Raw genomic sequence first — 21,255 nt, forward strand, 5'->3', positions numbered from 1 at the left:
AGAACGATTCAGTCCGTGGGAGCCGACCCCTGCGCGGCGTGCCATGCGCGCGCCAAGGCCAGATCGCTGTCGCCAAGGTCATGGGCGGCATCGATCACATGTGCCGCGACTTCGGCCCCGCATGCGGAAAGGGCGGGTTCAAGCGCCGGGGCGGTGGATGCAAAGGGGTCATGCCGACCGGTCAGCAGCAAGACCTCGGTGCCGTCGAGGTCGACTGCCGGTGGGTCTTCCAGAACCTCGATGCCGCGCAGCAGGATCGCGCGCCGTGCCAGTCCGGGATGCAGCCGCATGACCGCACCAAGGAAATTCGCGCCATTGGAATAGCCAAGATAGGTCAGGCGCGCCGGATCAAGCCCATAGCCCCGAAGAGCGCCCGCGACAAAGGCAGCAAAGGCTTCGGCCTCGGCGTGGATGTCGGCCTGATCGAAGGTGTCCGCACCAATGCGGCGGAACCATCGCGCACTCCCGTCCTCGGTTGCCCTGCCCCGCACGCCAAGCAGCATGGCATTGGGATCAAGCCGCGCGGCGAAAGGCATGAGATCGGCCTCGTTCCCGCCCGTGCCGTGCAGAAGGACGATGACCGAACCGTCGGGCGCGGCCGGGGTGTAGAACCGGTGAACAAAGGGCAGATCGCGGGCCGGCATTCGGTCCTCGCCCGGTCGGGCGAACTGCGGCAACATCACGCGCAGGTCTGCCGCACGATCCGCCTCAAGCGGCGGGATCATCAGGTCTTCGCCCAACCGCTCTGGCGCCTCGTCAACGGTGAAGCCGGGTCCATCGGTGGCATATTCGATCAAGGCCCCCATCGGCTCGCGCACGTAGAGCGACAGAAAATACTTGCGGTCATGGACGTTGGTGACCCCGTCATGGTCGCGCAGCGCCAGCCGCATCTGCTGCACGGCCGAAACATCGGGCGCGCGAAAGGCGATATGGTCAAAGGTGCCTGTACCTTGCCCCGCAGTCACGAAACCGGCAGAACCGCGCACATCCACCACATCCCGGTCCGAGGTCATGCGGATCACCGGTCCGTGCCGCCCACCCTCAGTGTATCCGAAGCGCGCGATGAACCGCGCGGTCGCCTCGGCATCATCGGTCAGCAGCGTGGCCCCACAGATGCGCGTCGGGGCGTCGGGGTCGCGCAAGGGCGATGCGGCGGGTGCGTCCTTGGCGATCAGCTTCACGATAATCCCGTCCGGGTCACGCAGGCGCAGCACCGTCTCTCCCAGTTCCCGCGCGGGTCCCGTCGCCGGTACCCCCGCCGCCAAGGCGCGGGTCAGCCAGTTGCCCAGACTTGCCGTCGGCACGGCAAAGGCGATCTCGGACAGTGCGCCGGTTCCGATGCGGCCCGCAGCGCCATCCTGCCAGACGAGAAAAGTGATCACCGAGCCCGGACTGCCCAGGGCATCGCCGTAGAACAGGTGCAACTGTTCGGCATCCTCAAAGCCGCCGGTTTGCTTGACCAGCCTCAGGCCAAGAAACCCGGCATAGAAGTCGACATTGCGTTGCACATTGCGCGTTACCGCTGTGACGTGGTGAATCCCGGTGGTCATGCGGTCCCTCGCGCTGCTTTTACTTTCTGAATGAATGTGCGTGCCGAATGGCAGTCAGACAAGCGCCCCGCTGCCATCATGCGCGTTCAGTAGACCGGCGGCGAGACGATCCAGATCACTGTGGCGGGTTCATCATGCGGGTTGGCCCAGGCGTAGTCACGGCCCGCGAACTGAAAGCTGTCGCCGGGGTGCAGGTCCAGCATCACCTCGCCGATCGTCAGCGACAACCGCCCGCTGATCAGCACCCCGCCATCCTCACGCTGACGCGCACGGACGGGGCCGCCGCTGTCAGACCGTGGCGCAAAGACCGACTTGATCATCTCGAACGACCCCGAGAGCGTGGGCGACAGCAACTCCTCGGTCAGGCCCGTTTCCGAAGATCCGATCGGCACCCGGTCAGCCGCGCGCAGCACAAGGCCGCGTTCGGCCTCATGCCGGCTGGCAGAGCGGAAGAAGAAGCTGATATTGATGCCAAAGTGGTCTGCGATCAGCCCGAGGTCGCGCACCGAGGGCGTGGTCTGTCCGCGCTCGATCTGGCTCAGCCAGCCCAGCGACCGGCCGATTGCCGCCGCCAGATCCTTCAGCGTCAGCCCGCGTGCCTTTCGAAGCGCGCGGATATCCTCGCCGATCTGTCTGCTCATGCCCCTGACCCTGCCTGCGTCGATGAACCCGTGATAGAATGTGCGGCGCAGAGGGCCAAGCAGCTTTACATGAATTCGGATTCATACGGGCTTGAATTTTGCAGGAATGAAATTTCCTGTTGAAATTTCATTTCGCGGTGACAATTCTGGCAAGACTGCACCGCCCGACGACTCGGGTCACGCTTGCCCACAAGGACACCGGCCATGCCTCACCTGCCTTCACACGCGCGTGTCGTCATCATCGGGGGCGGGATTTCCGGCTGCTCGGTGGCCTACCATCTGGCGAAACTTGGCTGGCAGGACATTGTCCTTCTGGAGCGCAAGCAGTTGACCTCGGGCACCACATGGCATGCCGCGGGGCTGGTGGGGCAATTGCGGGCAAGCCAGAACATGACGCGGCTCGCCAAGTATTCCGCCGATCTTTACACCCGGCTTGAGGCCGAGACCGGCCTCGCCACCGGCTTTCGCCAGTGCGGGTCGATCACGGCGGCCCTGACGTCCGAGCGGAAGGAAGAGATCCTGCGCCAGGCCAGCCTTGCCCGCGCCTTTGGCGTTGAGGTGAACGAGCTTTCCCCGGCCGAGGTCAAGGTGCTTTACCCGCATCTGAATACCGATGGCGTGACGGCGGGCGTGCATCTGCCGCTGGATGGGCAGGCCGATCCGGCCAATATCGCGCTGGCGCTGGCCAAGGGCGCGCGCAGCCGCGGCGCGCGGATCGTGGAACAGGTCAAGGTCACGCGCGTCACGCAGGCGAATGGCCGGGTGACCGGGGTTGACTGGGTGTCAGGCGCGGAACAGGGCCATATCGCCGCCGATCTGGTGGTCAACTGCGGCGGCATGTGGGGCCGCGACCTGGCCGCCGAGAACGGCGTCACCCTGCCGCTGCATGCCTGCGAGCATTTCTACATCGTGACCGAAGCCATCCCCGGCCTCGGCCAGATGCCCGTTCTGCGCGTGCCCGACGAATGCGCCTATTACAAAGAGGACGCGGGCAAGATCCTTCTGGGCGCCTTTGAACCCAAGGCCAAGCCATGGGGCATGGACGGCATCCCCGAGACGTTCTGCTTTGACCAGTTGCCCGAGGATTTCGACCACTTCCAGCCGATCCTGGAAATGGGCGTCAACCGCATGCCGATGCTGGCCGAGGCGGGCATCCACACCTTCTTCAACGGTCCCGAAAGCTTTACTCCCGATGATCGCTATTATCTGGGTGAGGCGCCAGAGCTCGGCGGCTACTGGGTTGCGGCGGGCTACAACTCGATCGGGATTGCCTCGTCTGGCGGGGCGGGCATGGCGCTGGCGCAATGGATGCATGACGGTGAGGCGCCCTTTGATTTGTGGGAGGTCGATATCCGCCGCGCGCAGCCCTTCCAGCGCAACCGCCGTTACCTGAAAGAGCGCGTCAGCGAGACGCTGGGCCTGCTCTACGCCGACCACTTCCCCTATCGCCAGATGGCGACGTCGCGCGGCATCCGGCGCACGCCGCTGCACGAACACCTGAAAGCCCGCGGCGCGGTCTTTGGTGAGGTCGCAGGATGGGAGCGCGCGAACTGGTTCGCCCGTGACGGACAGGAACGGGAATACCGCTATAGCTGGCAGCGACAGAACTGGTTTGACAACCAGCGCGCCGAACACATGGCGCTGCGCGAGGGCGTGGGGCTGCTCGACATGTCGTCCTTCGGCAAGATCCGGGTTGATGGCGCAGATGCGCTGGCCCTGTTGCAGCGGCTCTGCGCGAATGAGATCAATGTGGACGCAGGGCGGCTGGTCTATACCCAGATGCTGAACGCGCGCGGCGGCATCGAATCCGATCTGACGGTGACGCGGCTGGCCGAGACCTCGTTCCTGCTGGTCGTGCCGGGGGCCACGCTTCAGCGCGATCTGGCCTGGCTGCGCCGCCATGCGGGCGAGGCCCGCGTGACGATCATCGACATGACCGCAGCCGAGGCGGTTCTGCCCGTCATGGGGCCTTTGTCGCGCGCGCTTTTGTCCCGCGTCTCGCCCCATGATTTCTCGAACGATGGCCATCCGTTTGGCACGGTGCGCGAGATTGAGATCGGCATGGGCCTCGCCCGTGCCCATCGCGTGACCTATGTGGGCGAGCTTGGATGGGAGCTTTATGTCAGCGCCGATCAGGCCGTCCATGTGTTTGAAACGCTGGTCGAGGCCGGGGCGGATATGGGACTGCGGCTTTGCGGGCTGCATGCGATGGATAGCTGCCGCATCGAAAAGGCCTATCGCCATTTCGGCCATGACATCACCGACGAGGATCATGTTCTGGAGGCGGGTCTGGGCTTTGCGGTCAAGACCGGAAAGGGCGATTTCATGGGGCGCGAGGCGGTGCTGCGCAAGCGCGAGGCGGGGCTCACGCGCCGCCTGATGCAGTTCCGCCTGACCGATCCGGAGCCGCTTCTGTATCACAACGAGCCGATCCTGCGGGACGGGCAGATCGTGGGGCAGCTCAGCTCAGGCAACTACGGCCATGCGCTTGGTGGCGCGATCGGGCTGGGCTATGTGCCCTGCCGCACCCCCGGCGAGGCGCCCGAGGAAATGCTGGCCTCCATCTACCGTATCGAGGTGGCAGGCCAAAGCTTTGCCGCCGAGGCCAGCCTTGCCCCGATGTATGATCCGACGTTGAGCCGTATCAGGGCCTAGCCCTCGGACCGCCCGTCGCTGTCGCGATCCTGCAGGTAGTGGCGTGCCAGCGGAAAGTCGGGCAGCCAGCTTTCGCGCCGGACGGTCCAGAGCTCATAGGTGGGGGTAAACTGGTCAGCTTCGTCCAGCGCGCCGAGGTTCACCTCGATCTCGTCCCCGCTGCGGCCAAAGACTGGTGAACCACATTCGGGGCAGAAGTGCCGCCCGCGATAGTCGCGCGCCTCGCCCTCAATCGTCACCGCGTCGGCCGGGAATACCGCCGAGGCATGAAAAAGCGCGCCATGATGCTTGCGGCAGTCAAGGCAATGGCAAAGGCCGACCCGATAGGGCCGGCCCGTCGCCATGATGCGCAACTTGCCGCAAAGGCATCCGCCGGTCACATGCTGCATGGTCGATCCCCGCTGTTTTGCGCCCGATCCTGCGCCTTGCGGCCAGTTTGCGCAACGGGGCGATGAAGCCCCCGGCCCCGCGACGGGCCGGGGAAGCCGCTTAGAACGGGCTGTCAGGGAAGTAGAACTGCGCCGCGTTCTCGGGCGTGACCAGGGTTGAGCCGATGATGAAGCGGCCCGTCACCGGCGCGGCCGAGACGTATTTCAGCGCCGTCAGCTCGATCGCGGTCGAGATCTGTGCGGGCGGATAGGTCACGTTCACCGGAAGCTGCGGGTCACCATCCATGATGCGCTTGATGATCTCTTTCATGCCGGCGCCGCCGACGATCCACATCTCATCCTTGCGCCCGGCCTGCTCGATCGCGGCCATGGCACCGATCGCCATGTCGTCATCCGCCGCCCAGACCGCGTCGATCTTGGGGTACTTCGACAGATAGTCCTGCATGACGGTAAAGGCCTTGTCGCGGTTCCAGTCGCCATGCTGCTTGTCCAGCACCTCGATCCCCGAACCGTCGATGGCCTTTTCAAAGGCATCGACCCGCTCGTTGTCCAGCGTGGTGGGGATGCCGCGCAGCACGACGATCTTGGCGCCCGAGGGAAGGTTCGCCTTGAAATACTCGCCCGCGACGCGGCCAAAGGCCTCGTTGTCGCCTGCCACATACAGATCCTCGATGCCGGGGACAGAGAGGCCGCGGTCAACCACGGTCACGAACTTGCCCGCATCCTTCACCGCCTTGACCGGCCCGGTCAGCGGCTCGGATTCAAAGGGCAGCACCACCAGCGCATCGATGTTGCGCGTGGCCACCATGTCCTCGATATCGGCCACCTGCTTGGTGGGCTCTCCGGCCGTTGCCAGAACGAAGTCGAGCTGCGGATAGGTGGCCTCAAGCCGGGCGATGGTGTCCTGGGCATGCCAGTTAAGCCCGCCCATGAAGCCATGCGTGGCCGAGGGGATCGACACGCCGATCACATGGGTCTTGTCCTGCGCCACCGCCACGCCGGCAAGGCCCGCCATCACGGCCAGTGCCGCCGTCGCACCGAAAAGCTGTCTGCGTTTCATGGTCTTCCTCCCATTGCGCCGCCGGGGCGGCAGATGAAGGCCCCGCGGGGCCGTCCGTTACCGCCCTTCGGCGGATGACTTGCGCCGCTGCAGGACCACCGCCAGCACGATGATCACGCCCTGGATCGCGCCGTTGAGATAGGGCGACACCAGATTGGCAAGGTTCAGGATGTTTCCGATCAGCGACAGGATCAGCACGCCCACTACGGTGCCCCAGACCCGGCCGAAGCCGCCTTTCAGGGCCGTGCCACCGATGATGACGGCGGCAATCGCCTCCAGCTCCCACAGAAGGCCGGTAGAGCCCGAGGCCGAACCGAGACGCGGGACGTAAAGCACCGTCGCAAAACCCACGAGCAGCCCAAGCGCCACATAGGTCAGAAGCTGGATCCGCTCCACCTTGACGGCGGAATAGCGCGCGACCTTGTCATTCGATCCGATTGCCTCGCAGTAGCGGCCAAAGCGGGTGTGGCGCATGACGACCTCGCCGATCACCACGACGACGGCAAAGGCGATGATCGGCCAGGACACACCAAGGATGCCGCCGTAATAGATGGGGCCGATGAACTCGCGCATGCTGAAATCGAGGCTTAACGTGCCGCCGTCGGCGATCCAGGTCACAAGGCTGCGGAAGATGCCCATGGTGCCCAGCGTGACGATAAAGGGCTCGATCCCTGCCCGCGTGATCAGAAGGCCATTGGCCAGCCCCGCCAGCAGTCCCACAAGGATCGCAACCCCGATGCCGGCAAGCGCCAGCGGCAAGCCCACCCCGAGGCTGGGTTGCAGCGCGTTCATCGCAAGGATCATCATGCCGGCGACAAAGGCCGCCATCGATCCGACCGAAAGATCAAGGCCGCCGCTGGTGATGACAAAGGTCATGCCCACCGCGATCATGCCGATAAAGGCCGACCGCGCCAGCACGTTGGTCACGTTCGCGGCCGAGAGGAAGTTCTCGTTCAGCCCCGCCCCCAGAAGGATCAGTGCGAACAGCGCGGCCAGGGGCCCCAGTGTCGAAAGGGTCAGCCGGTCACGCATTCTGTGAAATCTCCTCGCTTGTGCCCATCACCAGCCGCACGACCGCCGTTTCGCGGATCGCCTCTCCGGCCAGTTCGCCCGCGACGCGGCCCTGCCGCATCACCAGAACCCGATCGGAAAGGCCCAACACCTCGGGCATGTCAGAGGAGATGACGATGACGCTGCGCCCTTCGCGGGCCAGCCGGTCGATGAAATGATAGATCTGGCTTTTCGTGCCAATGTCGATGCCGCGGGTCGGCTCGTCGATGATGATGACCTCGGGCTCGGGCAGCATGGTCTTGGCAAGCAGGAGTTTCTGCTGGTTCCCGCCGGAGAGGTTGCCCACCGCCATCTCCCGGCTGGGCGCGCGGATGTCGAAATCGCTGATCGCCCGCGTCAGCGCCGCGTCCTCAAGCTTGCGCGAGATGATGGGCGCGCCGAAATCGGCGAGCGTGGACAGCGTCAGGTTCTCGCGCAGGGTCTTGGTCAGCAGAAGCCCGCGTTCCTTGCGGTCTTCGGTCAGATAGGCGATGCCATGGGCCGCCGCTTCGGGCAGGGATCGCACCTGTGCGGGTGCGCTGCCACGCAGGATTTGTCCATGATGCGGTCGCAGACCGACCAGCCCCTCGGCCAGCTCCGTCCGCCCCGATCCCACAAGGCCCGAAATGCCCAGAACCTCGCCACGTCTCAGCGTGAAGCTGACCCCATGCACGAGGGGCGGCACGTGGAAGTCCCGCACCTCAAGCGCCACCGGGCCAAAGCTTGTGCGGCGCGGCGGGAAGATGTCTTTCAGATCGCGGCCCACCATGGCGGTGGCCATGCCATCCTCGGTCAGCTCTCCCCGGCCCGCGCGGCGCACCACTGCGCCATCGCGCAGGACGGTGATCCGGTCGGCCAGATGGCTCACCTCATCCAGACGGTGCGAGGTGTAGAGGATCGCAACCCCCTGCGAGCGTAGCCGGTCGATCTGGCGAAACAGCACCTCCACCTCGCGGTGGGTCAGTACCGCCGAGGGTTCGTCCATGATCAGCACCCGCGCATTGCGCGACAACGCCTTTGCGATCTCGACCATCTGCCGGTCAGAGACGGCAAGATCGCGGATGCGCGCATCGGGCCGCACCTTGCATTCCAGCTGATCGAGCAGACCCTGCGTCGCCTCTCGCATCGCGCGGTGATCGAGAAACAGCCCGCCCATCTCGCGGCCCAGCCAGATGTTCTGTGCAACCGTCAGATCGGGGGCGAGGTTGAATTCCTGATGGATCACCACCACGCCCTGCGCCTCGGCCTCTGGCCCGCTGGCATAGGTGACGGGCCGGCCATCCAGCAGCACCTGCCCGGCCGAGGGGGCCAGATAGCCGCCGAGGATCTTCATGATCGTCGACTTGCCCGCGCCATTCTCGCCGATCAGGGCGTGAACCTCGGCGGGGTGCAGTTCAAGGTCGATGCCATGCAGCACCTCGATCGGACCGAAGCTGCGATACACTCCGGCAAGGGCAAGTGTCGTCATGGTGCGACCCATGCCGCATCGCGCTGATGCGAGCGGATGCAGGCCGCAACAAAGCGCATGCCGGCCAGACCGTCGCGCAGGGTGGGATAAACCACGCCTTCAGGCGCGGACATGCCTGCGTCATGGGCGCGAATGGCGGCTGCGGCTTCGGTGTAGATCGTGGCGAAGGCCTCGAGATACCCTTCAGGATGGCCCGAGGGCACGCGCGCGACACGGGTGGCTTCAGCAAGGCTGCCCGCACCGTTCCGCGTCAGCATCTGGCGCGGCTGGCCATGCGGCGTGAACCACAGAACATTCGGGTTCTCCTGCATCCACTCGATCCCGCCCTTTTCGCCATAGACGCGCAGGCAGAGCCGGTTCTCATTGCCCGGCGCCACTTGCGAGGCCCACAGCATTCCCTTGGCCCCGCTGGAATAGCGCATCAGCACATGGGCGTTGTCATCAAGCCTGCGGCCGGGAACGAAGCTCGACAGATCCGCCGCAATCGCGGTGGGCTCTTGCCCGGTCACAAAGGCTGCAAGGTTATAGGCATGGGTCCCGATATCGCCCAAGGCGCCACCTGCGCCGGATCGTGCCGGATCGGTGCGCCATTCCGCCTGTTTCGATCCCGTCTCCTCTACCGCCGTGGTCAGCCAGTCCTGCGCATACTCCACCTGCACCAGACGCAAGGCGCCCAGATCCCCGCGCGCAACCATTGCCCGCGCCTGCCGGATCAACGGATAGCCGGTGTAGTTATGCGTCAGGATGAACAGCGCATTGGCGCGCTCGGCCACCTTGGCCAGCTTGGCCGCCTCGGCCATGGTCGCCGTCAGGGGCTTGTCGCAGATCACATGGATGCCGCGTTTCAGAAACTCGATCGCGGGGGCTGCGTGCATGTGATTGGGCGTGACGATTGCCACGGCGCGGATGCCATCCTTGCGCCGCGCCTCGCGTATGGCCATCTGGCGATAGTCGTCATAGCTGCGGGCCAGTCCAAGCTCGGCCGCCGAGGCGCGCGCCCGCTCTGCCGAGGACGAGAGCGACCCCGCGACCAGCGTGAACTGGGCATCAAGCCGCGCCGCGATCCGGTGGACCGCTCCGATGAAGGCGCCCTGCCCGCCGCCGACCATTCCAAGACGGATCGGTTCCATGCTAGCCCTCCAGCCCCAGCATCCGGCGGTTGGTGGCCCGGTCGGCCCCTGCGCCGGCAAAATCGTCAAATGCCTTTTCGGTCACGCGGATGATGTGGTGCCGCACGAATTCGGCCCCTTCCCGTGCGCCATCCTCGGGGTGCTTCAGGCAGCACTCCCATTCCACCACCGCCCATCCGGCAAAGCCGTATTGCGTGAGCTTGGAAAACACCCCGCCGAAATCCACCTGCCCGTCGCCAAGGCTGCGGAAACGACCCGCCCGATTCACCCAAGGCTGGAAGCCGCCATAGACGCCCTGCCGTCCCGTCGGGTTCAGCTCGGCATCCTTGACGTGGAACATGCGGATGCGCTCGTGGTAGATGTCGATGTGCTGCAGGTAGTCCAGATGCTGCAGCACGTAATGCGACGGGTCATAGAGCATATTGGCGCGGGCATGGCCGCCGACCCGGTCAAGGAACATCTCAAAACTAATGCCGTCGCAGAGATCCTCGCCCGGATGGATCTCGTAGCACAGATCCACGCCGCAGCTTTCCGCGTGATCGAGGATCGGGAGCCAGCGGCGGGCAAGCTCGTCAAACGCCTCTTCCACCAGACCGGCGGGGCGCTGCGGCCAAGGGTAGATGTAGGGCCAGGCCAGCGCGCCGGAAAACGTGGCCATCGCCGTAAGGCCAAGATTGCGCGAGGCCGTCAGCGCCTTTGTCATCTGATCCACCGCCCATACCGCCCGCGCGGCCGGGTTTCCCCGCACCGCTGGCGCAGCAAAGCCGTCAAAGGCCAGATCATAAGCCGGATGCACGGCAACCAGCTGACCCTGCAGATGCGTCGAAAGCTCGGTGATGGTGATCCCGTTGTCAGCCGCCCTGCCCTTCAGGTCGTCGCAATAGCCTTGCGAGCTGGCCGCCAGATCAAGGTCGAACAGCCGGGCATCCCAACTGGGCAACTGCACCCCGGCATAGCCGCAGTCGGCGGCCCATTTGGTGATTGCATCAAAGCTGTTGAATGGCGCCGTGTCCCCCGCGAATTGCGCCAGGAACAGGGCCGGGCCCTGGATCGTCCGCATCGCTCCTCCCAAAGTCAGCGGCTATGTCCGATCATGTAATCGGTTGCATCGACGATAGACTTGCAATGTAATCGTTTGCAAGACGATTCTTGCACCTTGATCGCAGTTGAGCGCGGCGCCCCTCGGGCCTATGACATAAGCATGATGCACCAACGTCCCCGGATCAGTGATGTGGCGCGGCTGGCGGGCGTTTCGACCGCCACGGTCAGCCGTGCGCTATCGAACCCCGCGCTTGTCAGCGAAGAGACGCGCGCCGCCGTCGATCAGGCGGTGCAGGCGACGGGCTATCGCATCAACCATGCGGCCCGGAACCTGCGCCACCGGCGCACAGGCGGGATCGTCGCGCTGGTGCCGGGACTGGCGAACCCGTTCTTTTCGCAGATCCTTTCGGGCATTGCCTCGGTGCTGGCACCTGCGGGTTACAACCTTCTGGTGGCCGATACCCGATCGGCCGGGGCGGATACACTTCTTTCCTATGCCGAACCCAGCCGGGCTGATGGGCTGATCGTTCTGGATGGCACGCTGCCCGCCGCGGGCCTGACACGGATGCCGGTGGTGCTGGCCTGCGAATGGGTGCCCGGCCTCATTGCGCCGCGCGTGAAGATCGACAACCGCGAGGCCGCGGCAATGGCGGTCAACCATCTGGCGGATCTCGGGCATCGGCGCATCGGCCATGTCGCGGGCCCGCCGGGCAATGTGCTGACCGAAGCGCGGCAGGCGGGCTGGCAAGAGGCCTGCATCGCGCGCGGCCTGACGCCTGATCCTGCGCTGCTCTATCCCGGCGACTTCGGTCTTGATTCCGGGCAGAGGGCGGCGCGGCTCTGGCTGGATCAGCCGAAAGACTCCCGGCCCACCGCCGTCTTCCTCGCCTCGGACGAGATGGCCTGCGGTTTCATTGGCGAGGTCGTGCGCCACGGCATCCGCGTGCCGCAGGATCTCTCGGTTGTGGGCTTTGACGACATTGAACTGGTGGCCCATATCGCCCCGCCGCTGACTACCATCCGCCAGCCGCGCAACCAACTGGGCCGGATCGCGGCAGAGCGGCTGCTGGCACGGCTTGAAGGGCGCGTCGACGACACCGACACCGTTCTTCCGGTCGAGCTGGTCCTGCGCGGCAGCACCGCCCCGCCACGCGGTTGATCCACCACGCGGGGCGCTTTCAGTTGACATGGGTCATAGCCCGGCCTTCAGTCATGGATCAGGGTCTTCCTGCGAAGGAAAGCGGGTGCCATGGCCAATCTACGAGATCCTGTCATCGGGCCCGTCATCCGGGCTGAAGGCCTGACCAAGGTCTACCGCTCTGGCCCGGTTGAGGTTCAGGCGCTGCGCGGCGTGGATTTCACCGCCGCAGCGGGCGAATTCGTCGTGATCCTCGGGCCCTCGGGTTCGGGGAAGTCGACCTTCCTCAATATCCTCGGCGGGCTGGATACGGCATCGGCTGGCCGGGTCTGGTTTCGCGGGCTTGATCTGACCGCACTCGATGACCGCGGGCTTACGCGGTATCGGCGCGATCATGTGGGCTTTGTCTTTCAGTTCTACAACCTTGTTCCAAGCCTGACCGCGCTGGAAAACGTGGCGCTTGTAACCGAAATCGCCCGCAACCCCATGCCCCCGGCCGAGGCGCTGGCGCTGGTGGGCCTGTCGGCGCGGCGCGACCATTTCCCGGCGCAGCTTTCGGGTGGAGAGCAGCAGCGTGTGGCCATCGCGCGCGCCATCGCCAAACGGCCCGAGCTTCTGTTCTGCGACGAGCCGACCGGCGCGCTTGACAGTGCAACCGGGATCAAGGTGCTTGAGGCGCTGACCGAGGTGAACCGCGCGACCGGCGCCACCACGCTGGTCATCACCCATAACGCCGCGATCCGCGAGATTGCCGACCGTAGCCTGCGCTTTGCTGACGGACGCATCGCGGAAGAGGTGGTGAACCCCGTCCGCAAGGCGCCCACGGAGGTGTCATGGTAATCGCCCCGCTGCGCCGCAAGGTTCTGCGCGATCTGCGCCGCCTCTGGCCGCAGGCGCTGGCCATTGCGTTGGTCCTGGCGGCGGGGGTTGCAACGCTGATCCTGGGGAACGGTGCCCATGCGGCACTGTCTGACACGCGGGCGCGCTATTATGCCGACTACCGCTTTGCCGATGTGTTTGCCGATCTGACCCGCGCGCCCCTTTCGCTTCTGGCCGAGGTCTCGGCCCTTGACGGCGTGCTCGCCGCCGAGGCGCGGATCGTCAAACTGGGCCGGCCCGAGCTGCCGGACCTGACTGCGCCCGCCTCGATGATGATGGTCTCGCTGCCTGCACGGCAAGGGGCAGGCCTCAATCGCCTGCACCTGCGTCAGGGACGCCTGCCCGATCCGCTTTCCACGCGTGAAGTGGTGATCTCGGCCGATTTTGCCACCGCCCACGGGCTGCAGCCCGGCGACGGGATGTCGGTGGTGATGAACGGCAAACGCCGGATGGTCAGCATCACCGGGATCGCGCTGTCGCCCGAGTTCATCTATGCGCTCGGCCCCGGCGAGATGATGCCCGACCCGCGCCGCTTTGGCATCGCATGGGTGCCGCGCGACATGCTGGCGGGGGCCTTTGACCTGGAGGGCGCGTTTTCCAATCTGGTCGTGCAACTGGCCCCCGGCGCGGACGAGTCGCGGGTGATCGCCGCCATCGACCGGCTGATCACGCCCTATGGTGGCGGCGGGGCAGTGGGACGTGTCGATCAGGTCTCGCATGCCTTTCTTGATGCCGAGCTGCGCCAACTGGGGGCGATGGTCAAGGTTCTGCCGCCGATCTTTCTGCTGGTCGCGGCGATGCTGGTACATATGACCCTGTCACGTCTGATCGCGTTGGAGCGTGAACAGATCGGGCTTCTGAAGGCTATCGGCTACAGCCCGCGCGCCATCGCCGGACATTATCTTGAGCTTGTGCTGCTGATTGCAGGCTGCGGCATCTTGATCGGCTTTGGCGCGGGCGCATGGCTCGGGGCGGGGCTGGCGCAGATCTATGCGCGGTTCTTTTCCTTCCCCTTCCTCGTCTTTACCCGTGATCCGGCCGTCTATGGGTTGGCCGCGCTGGTCACGCTTGCCGCCGCCGTTGCGGGCGCTTTGCAGGCGGTGCGCGCGGTCCTTGCCCTGCCGCCAGCGGTTGCGATGTCGCCCCCGGCCCCGGCAGACTATCGCCGCGACGGCGGCCACCTCGCGGCGCGCATTCCCTTGCGACAAAGCCAGCGGATGCTGATCCGGCACCTGTGGCACTGGCCGCTGCGCACGGGATCGAGCATCCTTGGCGTCGCGATGGCGGTGGCGATCCTCGTGGCCTCGCTCTGGTCGCCGGGATCGATCGAACACATGATCGACGTGACCTTCACCCGCGCCGACCGGCAGGATGTCCGCATCACCTTTGCGACCGCACTTGCCCCCGCCGCCTTCGCCGACAGCCGCCACCTGCCCGGCGTCATGACCGCCGAGCCGTTTCGCGCCGCACCCGCGCGCCTGACCAAGGGCAGCCGAACCAAGCGCATCGTGATCGAGGGGCGGCCAAGCGATGCGCGCCTGTCTCGCGTGCTGGCACCCGATCTGCGCCCGATGGCGATGCCCGAGGCCGGGCTGATCCTGTCGGAGGCGCTGGCCGAGGCACTCGACGTCCGACCCGGCGAACGCGTGCAGGTGGAGTTTCTCGACGGGCGGCGCGCCCGCGTCGAGCTGCCGGTCAGCGGCATTTCCGTGGGCTATGTCGGTCTGGGTGCCGCGATGGAGTTGCAGGCGCTGAACCGCGCGACGGGCGATGGCGATCTGGTATCCGGCGTGAATTTGCAGCTTGATCCGGCCCAAAGCGCCGCGTTCCTTGCCCATGCGCAGGACGCCCCCGGCACCAGTTTTCTGACCGTCAGCGACCTGACCGTCGCCCGGTTTCGCGCCACACTGGCCGAGAACATCACCGTGATGATCACCGTCTATGTCGCCCTTGCCGCGATCATCGCCGTTGGGGTGGTCTACAACTTTGCCCGCATCGCCCTGTCAGAGCAGGGGCGCGAGCTTGCAAGCCTGCGCGTGCTGGGCTTCACGCGGGCCGAGGTCACGGGCATCCTGATCACCGAGCTTGCGGTGGTCGTGGCGCTGGCCCAACCCCTTGGCTGGTTGATCGGCCATGGCATTGCCCGCGCCATGGTCGCGGCCTTTTCGTCCGACCTTTACCGGGTGCCCTTTGTGATGGGGCCGCAGGTCTATGCGACCGCCAGCCTTGTCGTCTGCGCCGCCGCTGTCCTCTCGGCGCTGGCGATCGGGCGGCGCATCGGGCAGCTTGACCTTATCGCCGTCCTGAAGACGAGGGAATGATCCATGCGCCGCCTGCTGATCCCCGCCATGTTCGCCCTTGCGCTTCTGGCCTTGCTGGTCTGGGCCTTTGCGCCGCGCCCCGTGCCGGTGGAAACCGCACAGATCCTGCCCCGCAGCTTCAGCGTCACGGTCGAGGAGGAAGGCGAGGCCCGCATCCGCGAGGTCTATACCGTCTCGGCCCCGATCACCGGTCGGCTGCAACGCATCGCCCTGCAGCCGGGCGACGCGGTCGAGGCAGACAAGACCGTGGTGGCCCGCATCGGACCGGTCGCGCCTGCGCTTCTGGATGCCCGCGCCCGCGCAGTGGCCGAGGCGGCCGTTGCCGCTGCCGAGGCCGCCGTCGATCTGGCCCGCGCACTGGTGATCCAGGCCGAGGCCACGCAGGAATATGCGGCAACCGAGGCTGAACGCGCGTTGCAGCTTTTTGATCGCGCGGCGCTGTCGCAGCGGCTGCTGGACAATGCCATTCTGGCACGCCGCACCGCCGATGCGGCGGTCGAAAGTGCGCGGGCCAATCTGGCCGTGCGCGGTCGCGAGCTTGACAGTGCGCGTGCTGTGCTGGCCGATGGCGCCGTCACACCCGATGAGCGTTGCTGCGTCGAGATCGTGACGCCCGTATCGGGCCGCATCCTGCGCGTCATGACCGAGGATGAACAGGTGGTGCAGCCCGGCATGCCGATCATCGAGATCGGAAATCCGGGTAATCTTGAAATCGTTGTCCATGTCCTGTCGCGCGATGCGGTGCGCATCGTCCCCGGCGCAGGCGCCACGATCACCGGCTGGGGCGGCCCGCCCCTTCAGGCTGTGGTTGACCGGATCGAGCCCGCCGCCGCCACCAAGATCTCGGCCCTTGGCATCGAGGAGCAGCGGGTCGAGGTCATCCTGTCGCTGACCGGCACCCCTGATGACTGGCAAGCCCTTGGTCACGGCTTCCGCGTCATCGCAGGGATCGAGGTCTGGCGCGGCGCCGAGGTGCTGTCGATCCCGGTGGGCGCGCTTTTCCGTGACGGGTCTGACTGGGCGGCCTTCGCGGTGGCCGAGGGCCGCGCCACACTGCGCACCTTGCGGATCGGAGAGCGGAACGAGGATCTTGCTCAGGTGCTGGAGGGGCTGGCCGAGGGGGAACAGGTGATCCTGCACCCGGGCGACGCAGTGGCCGATGGCGCTCGCGTCGCGCCGCTTGCCGAATGACGGGGAATGCGTCTGGACCCTTGCCGCGCTTTGCGCCTATGGTCGGGCCATGACGTGCGGTTGTAATATCCTCGGGGGCTGGATGATGCCCTGTTCCTTTGTCGCCGGGGTCCGGTCGTGACACTGGCGGATGCGTTGATTCTGGGGCTTGCCGCCTTTGGCGCGGGGATGCTGAACACCGTCGCGGGGGGTGGCACTTTCCTGACCTTCCCCGCGCTGGTCTTTACCGGCATCCCGCCAGTTGCCGCGAATGCCACCAGTGCTGTCGCGGTCTTTCCGGGCTATCTGGCGGGCGCCATCGGCTTTCGGGATGAGCTTGGCCGTATGTCGCGCGCGCGGCTCGTGCGGCTTTCCGCCATCACGCTTGCGGGTGGGCTTGCGGGTTCGCTCTTGCTTCTGGTGTCGTCGAACGAGGCGTTTTCGCGCATCGTGCCGGGCCTTCTGCTCTTCGCCACGCTGGTCTTTCTGTTCGGCGACAGGCTGCGGCAACTGGCTGCAGGATGGGCCAGCGGTGAGGGGCTCACCGGGATCGTCGGCCTCTTTCTGGTCAGTCTTTATGGCGGCTACTTCAACGGGGGCTTGGGCATCATGCTGCTTGCGCTGTTTTCGGTCTGGGGCATGCGCGACCTGCACGAGATGAACGGGCTGAAGAACGGGCTTTCTTTCGTGCTTTCGGCAATATCGGTTGCGGCATTCGCGCTGGCGGGGCTTGTGTCATGGCCCGCGGCGGTGCTGATGATGGTCGCCTCAACCCTCGGGGGCTATGCCGGGGCGCCGGTTGCGCGCATCCTCCCCCGTCCCGTGCTGCGCGGGCTGATCGCTGTTGTGGGCTTTGGCATGACGGCCGTCTTTGCCGCGCGGGCCTGGGGGTAGATCGGGTGCCGCAGACAGCGCCGGGCGACAGATTCTGACACCTTGGTGCCGTCAAGATCGGCCATCCTTTCCGCCGATTCCATTTCAGGGGTACTGCCATGTCCGAATTCCGCTTTCTTCACACGGCCGACCTGCATCTGGGCAAGCGTTTTGGCGCCCTGCCCGAAGAGGTGCGCGCCCGCACGGCCGAGGCACGCCACGGCATTCTTGCCCATCTCGCGCAGGTGGCCCGGCAGCATGGCACGCAGCACATCCTGATTGCGGGCGATACCTTTGACACCGAAACACCGACGGACCGGGTCTGGCGGCAGGCGGTTGCCGCGATGGGCGCGGCGGGAGATCTGCACTGGTGGCTTCTTCCCGGCAACCATGACAGCCTTGGTGCCGAGGCATTGTGGGATCGCCTGCGCGCCGCCGCCCCCGCGAACCTGCATGTGCTGACCGATATCGAGCCGATCGAGATGGCGCCCGGCGTCATGCTCTTGCCCGCCCCCCTGCCCCGTCGCTATCCGGGCCGTGACCTGACCGAGTGGATGAATGCCTGCGAGACCGATCCGCGTGCGCTGCGTATCGGCCTTGCCCATGGCGCGGTGCGCGACTTTTCCGAAGATGGCGGCGGCAATGACGCGCTTCTGGCCATTGACCGGGCCGAGGCGGCGCGGCTCGATTACCTCGCGCTTGGCGACTGGCACGGGCAGATGCGGCTTGGCCCCCGTACCGCCTATGCCGGCACGCCCGAGCAGGACAGCTTCCGCCACGAAGGGCCGGGCGCCTGCCTGCTGATCACCCTGACCGCGCCGGGCGATGCCCCGCAGATCGAGCGGTTGGAGACCGGGCAGCTGGAGTGGCACGACCTCGCCCCCGATCTGGTGCCGGGGCAAGACCCGGCGGCGCTGGTGCTGGCCGCCCTTCCCGCCGATCCGGCGGCGCGGCGCAACCATCTGGTGCGGCTGCGCCCGCAAGGGCGCGCGCGGCTGGCCGAACATGCCGCACTCGAGGCGCTGGCCGCCGAGGTGGGCCCGCAGTTCTGCCATTTCGTGCTGGATTGTGGCGCACTTGCCATTGAGCCCGATGCCGCCGATCTGGACCGGATCGACCGCTCAGGCGCCCTGCGCGTTGCCGCCGACCGACTGGCCGAGGCCGCCGCCGACCCTGCCCGCGCGGCGCCGGATCGCGCCGTGGCGGCGGGGGCGCTGAACCGGCTTTACGGCTATCTGCAGGAAGGCGCGCAATGAAGATCCGCTCGATCACCCTGTCGGATATCCGCCAGTTCACCCGCCCCGTCACCGTGGGTGGGTTCGCAGCCGGCCTCAATGTGCTGGCCGCCCCGAACGAGGCCGGAAAATCCACGCTCTTCGATGCGATCCATGCACTGTTCTTCATTCCGCACCGGTCAAGCCGGATTGGCCATCTGCGCCCCGAGGCGGGTGGAAACCCTGAAATCCGGGCCGAGCTTGATCTGCCCGATGGCCCCTGCACCATCGTCAAACGCTGGGGTCGCGGTGCGATGGCCGAGGTGATCCGCCAGGGTCACGTGATAGCCCGCGCCGATGCGGCCGAGGCTTTTGTCACCGGCCTGACCGCCCCGGCCGAGGAAGGCGGCCCTGCGGGGCTCCTCTGGGTGCGTCAGGGCGTCATTGCACTGGATGACGGCAGCCGGAAAGAGGTGGAGGGCGCGCTCCTTGCCCGCCGCGACCTGATGAGCTCGGTCACCGGCGAGTTCGAGACGGTGACGGGGGGCCGCCGCATGGACCGCGCATTGGCCCGCGCCGAGGCCGATCTGGAACGGCTGGTCACATTGCGCGGTCCAAAGGCGGGCGGCCCCTATGATCGCGCGAAGAAGGCGGTCGAAAGCCTGACCGCCATGCGCGACGATCTGGCCCAAAAGCAGGCCGCATTGCGCGATGCGCTGGACCGTCGCCGGGCCGCGCGGGCCGAGATTGCGCAATGGTCTGATCCGGCTGAGGCCGCCCACCGGGCGCAGCGTCTTGTGGCGGCGCAAGCCGCGCATGAGGAAGCCACGCGCCACGCCGAACGGCTGGCGGGCTTGCAGGCAACCGCCGATCACGCCGCCCTGCGCGCATCCCAGGCCGAGGCCGAGCTGCGCCGTCTGACCGAAGCCGAGGCCGCCTTGCGCAGGGCCAGTGCCGGGGCGCGGTCAGCAGGCGAAGAGGCCCGTGCGGCGGAGGGTGCCCATCACACGGCACTTGCCGCACTGGGCGACAGCCGCGCGGCAGTCGAGGCTGCACGCGCCGGGCAGGAGCAGGCCGAAGGGGTGCTCGCCGCCGCGCATCGGGCCGTTGCGCAAGAGGCCGCGCAAAAGCGCCGGGCCGAGCTTTCGCAGCGCCTCGCCACGGCGCAAGAGCTGACGCAGCGCTTGCTCGGCGCCCGCGCCGCCGCACAGACCGGGCCAGAGGCCGCGGCGGTCGCCGCGCTGGAGCGCGCCGAAACCACGCTGGCGGTGCTGGAGCGTCAGGGCGCGGCGGCGGCACCGCAGATCGTGCTGCGCTATCTGCCGGGCATTGCGGCGCGGGCCAGCATCGATGGTGCGGCACTGGAGGGGGATAGCCCCCTGCCCGTGCTGGCACCGCTGACGCTCGACCTGCCGGGGCTTGGCGCATTGTCCGTCACCCCCGGACAGACGGTCGATGCGAGAGGGCTGGCCGAGGCTCGGGCCGAGCGGGACCGCGCACGGGCAGAGACAGGATGCGCCGACCTGCTCGCCGCACGGTCTGCACTGGCCACCCGCACATCCGCGCAGGAAGCGGTGGCGCTGATCGAGGCGCAATTGCGCGGACTGGTGCCCGAAGGGATCGAGGCGCTGAAGGCCGAGCTTGCTACCCTGCCGGAACCCGCAGATATCACAGGCCCGGTTGACCCTGCTGCCGCCGAAGACCACGCCCGTCAGGCCCGCGCTACGCTGGAGGGTGCCCGTCAGACTGAGGCACGCGCCGCGGGGCTGGAGAGCGAGGCCCGCACGCGCGCCCTGCGTGCCACCATCGCGGCCGAGACCGCCGCGCGGGCCCTGCAACAGGCCGAGGCTACGCTCGCAGCCTTTGGACCTGTCGATGAGGCCCGAACAACGCTTGCCGCCGCACTGGCCGCGGCAACGGCGGCAAGGGATACTGCCCGCGCGTCGCATGCGGCAATGGCCGAAACGGCGCCTGACCCATCCGCCACCGCAGCCGCCCTTGCCCGCGCGCGCTCGGTCGTCGAGGCCGCAGACCGCGAGGTCGCCCGCCTTGGTGAAGATCTGGTCCGGCTGGAAACCCTGATCGACGTCCACGCAGGCAACGGGGTCGAGGAAGAGCTCGCCGATTGCGAAGCCCGACTTGCCCGCGCCGGGGCCGACCTTGCCGCGCATGAGCATGAGGTGGCGGTCCTGCGCTGCCTGATCGCTGCACTGACCGAGGCGCAGGCGACCGCGCGTGACCGCTATTTCGCCCCCGTCATGGCCGAGCTGCGCCCGATGCTGCGCCTGCTCTGGCCCGGCGCCGAGCTGCGGTTTGACGGCGAAAGCCTGCTGCCCACGCAGCTGATCCGCGACGGGCGGGCCGAAGAGATTGGCACGCTTTCCGGCGGGACGCGCGAACAGATCGCGCTTTTGCTGCGGTTGGCCTTCGCCCGGCTTCTGGCAAAATCGGGGCGCCATGCCCCCGTCATCCTCGACGATGCGCTGGTCTATTCCGACGATGACCGGATCGAGCGGATGTTCGATGCGCTGCACCAGCAGGCGGGCGATATCCAGATCATCGTGCTAAGCTGCCGCAACCGCGCCTTCCGTGACCTTGGCGGGCAGAAGCTGACTTTCACCGAGGCGGGCGCCGTCTGATCCGTACCGCAGAGGTGTAGTTGCGCCGCGCGTAAAT

16 protein-coding genes are annotated in these 21,255 nt (G+C 66.7%); 8 read left to right on the plus strand and 8 right to left on the minus strand.

Annotation, left to right across the window (positions count from 1 at the left end):
• Positions 1-8 precede the first annotated feature (8 nt).
• The gene (locus tag FQU74_RS18840; protein ID WP_146288030.1) at positions 9-1,550 is read right to left on the minus strand and encodes a VOC family protein; all 1,542 of its coding nucleotides are present in this window, start codon (positions 1,548-1,550) and stop codon (positions 9-11) included.
• An 86-nt stretch (positions 1,551-1,636) separates the two neighbouring features.
• The gene (locus FQU74_RS18845; protein WP_146288031.1) at positions 1,637-2,191 is read right to left on the minus strand and encodes a helix-turn-helix domain-containing protein; all 555 of its coding nucleotides are present in this window, start codon (positions 2,189-2,191) and stop codon (positions 1,637-1,639) included.
• A gap of 204 nt (positions 2,192-2,395) precedes the next feature.
• On the opposite strand from FQU74_RS18845, the gene FQU74_RS18850 reads away from it, so the two are divergent.
• Positions 2,396-4,846 carry a GcvT family protein gene (locus tag FQU74_RS18850; RefSeq protein WP_146288032.1) on the plus strand — a complete coding sequence of 817 codons (2,451 nt, stop codon included), beginning with the start codon at positions 2,396-2,398 and terminating at the stop codon, positions 4,844-4,846.
• Here the strand turns inward: FQU74_RS18850 and FQU74_RS18855 are convergent.
• The 6 genes from FQU74_RS18855 to FQU74_RS18880 form a co-directional block, all read right to left on the minus strand.
• Positions 4,843-5,235 (minus strand): GFA family protein, encoded by a 393-nt coding sequence (locus tag FQU74_RS18855; RefSeq protein ID WP_146288033.1) that lies wholly within the window; start codon positions 5,233-5,235, stop codon positions 4,843-4,845. The genes FQU74_RS18850 and FQU74_RS18855 overlap by 4 nt on opposite strands.
• A gap of 100 nt (positions 5,236-5,335) precedes the next feature.
• The gene (locus tag FQU74_RS18860; RefSeq protein ID WP_146288034.1) at positions 5,336-6,295 is read right to left on the minus strand and encodes an ABC transporter substrate-binding protein; all 960 of its coding nucleotides are present in this window, start codon (positions 6,293-6,295) and stop codon (positions 5,336-5,338) included.
• Positions 6,296-6,352: 57 nt separating this feature from the next.
• Positions 6,353-7,327: an ABC transporter permease gene (locus FQU74_RS18865; RefSeq protein WP_146288035.1), complete on the minus strand. Its 975-nt coding sequence runs from the start codon at positions 7,325-7,327 to the stop codon at positions 6,353-6,355.
• On the minus strand, positions 7,320-8,813 hold the full coding sequence (locus tag FQU74_RS18870; protein WP_146288036.1) for a sugar ABC transporter ATP-binding protein: 1,494 nt from the start codon (positions 8,811-8,813) through the stop codon (positions 7,320-7,322). Before FQU74_RS18870 ends, FQU74_RS18865 begins: the two co-directional genes overlap by 8 nt.
• Positions 8,810-9,943: a Gfo/Idh/MocA family protein gene (locus FQU74_RS18875; RefSeq protein WP_206665062.1), complete on the minus strand. Its 1,134-nt coding sequence runs from the start codon at positions 9,941-9,943 to the stop codon at positions 8,810-8,812. Before FQU74_RS18875 ends, FQU74_RS18870 begins: the two co-directional genes overlap by 4 nt.
• 1 nt (position 9,944) lies before the next feature.
• Complete coding sequence (locus FQU74_RS18880) at positions 9,945-11,003, minus strand: sugar phosphate isomerase/epimerase family protein (protein ID WP_146288037.1); 1,059 nt, start codon at positions 11,001-11,003, stop codon at positions 9,945-9,947.
• 141 nt (positions 11,004-11,144) lie between these two features.
• Between FQU74_RS18880 and FQU74_RS18885 the strand changes: the two genes are divergently transcribed.
• The 7 genes from FQU74_RS18885 (at position 11,145) to FQU74_RS18915 (ending at position 21,218) form a co-directional block, all read left to right on the plus strand.
• Positions 11,145-12,143 (plus strand): LacI family DNA-binding transcriptional regulator, encoded by a 999-nt coding sequence (locus FQU74_RS18885; protein WP_146288038.1) that lies wholly within the window; start codon positions 11,145-11,147, stop codon positions 12,141-12,143.
• 90 nt (positions 12,144-12,233) lie between these two features.
• Positions 12,234-12,962: an ABC transporter ATP-binding protein gene (locus FQU74_RS18890; RefSeq protein WP_146288039.1), complete on the plus strand. Its 729-nt coding sequence runs from the start codon at positions 12,234-12,236 to the stop codon at positions 12,960-12,962.
• Positions 12,956-15,322, plus strand: a complete 2,367-nt coding sequence (locus FQU74_RS18895) for an ABC transporter permease (protein WP_206665063.1) — start codon at positions 12,956-12,958, stop codon at positions 15,320-15,322. Before FQU74_RS18890 ends, FQU74_RS18895 begins: the two co-directional genes overlap by 7 nt.
• 3 nt (positions 15,323-15,325) lie before the next feature.
• Complete coding sequence (locus FQU74_RS18900) at positions 15,326-16,513, plus strand: efflux RND transporter periplasmic adaptor subunit (protein ID WP_146288040.1); 1,188 nt, start codon at positions 15,326-15,328, stop codon at positions 16,511-16,513.
• 117 nt (positions 16,514-16,630) lie between these two features.
• Positions 16,631-17,386, plus strand: a complete 756-nt coding sequence (locus tag FQU74_RS18905) for a sulfite exporter TauE/SafE family protein (protein WP_308423084.1) — start codon at positions 16,631-16,633, stop codon at positions 17,384-17,386.
• A gap of 98 nt (positions 17,387-17,484) precedes the next feature.
• The gene (locus tag FQU74_RS18910) at positions 17,485-18,621 is read left to right on the plus strand and encodes a metallophosphoesterase family protein (protein WP_146288041.1); all 1,137 of its coding nucleotides are present in this window, start codon (positions 17,485-17,487) and stop codon (positions 18,619-18,621) included.
• Positions 18,618-21,218, plus strand: coding sequence for an AAA family ATPase (locus tag FQU74_RS18915; protein WP_146288042.1), 2,601 nt, complete (start codon positions 18,618-18,620; stop codon positions 21,216-21,218). The genes FQU74_RS18910 and FQU74_RS18915 overlap by 4 nt, the downstream gene beginning before the upstream one ends.
• Positions 21,219-21,255: the final 37 nt, after the last annotated feature.

Source organism: Gemmobacter aquaticus (genome assembly GCF_007859075.1).
GTDB classification, from domain to species: domain Bacteria; phylum Pseudomonadota; class Alphaproteobacteria; order Rhodobacterales; family Rhodobacteraceae; genus Gemmobacter; species Gemmobacter aquaticus.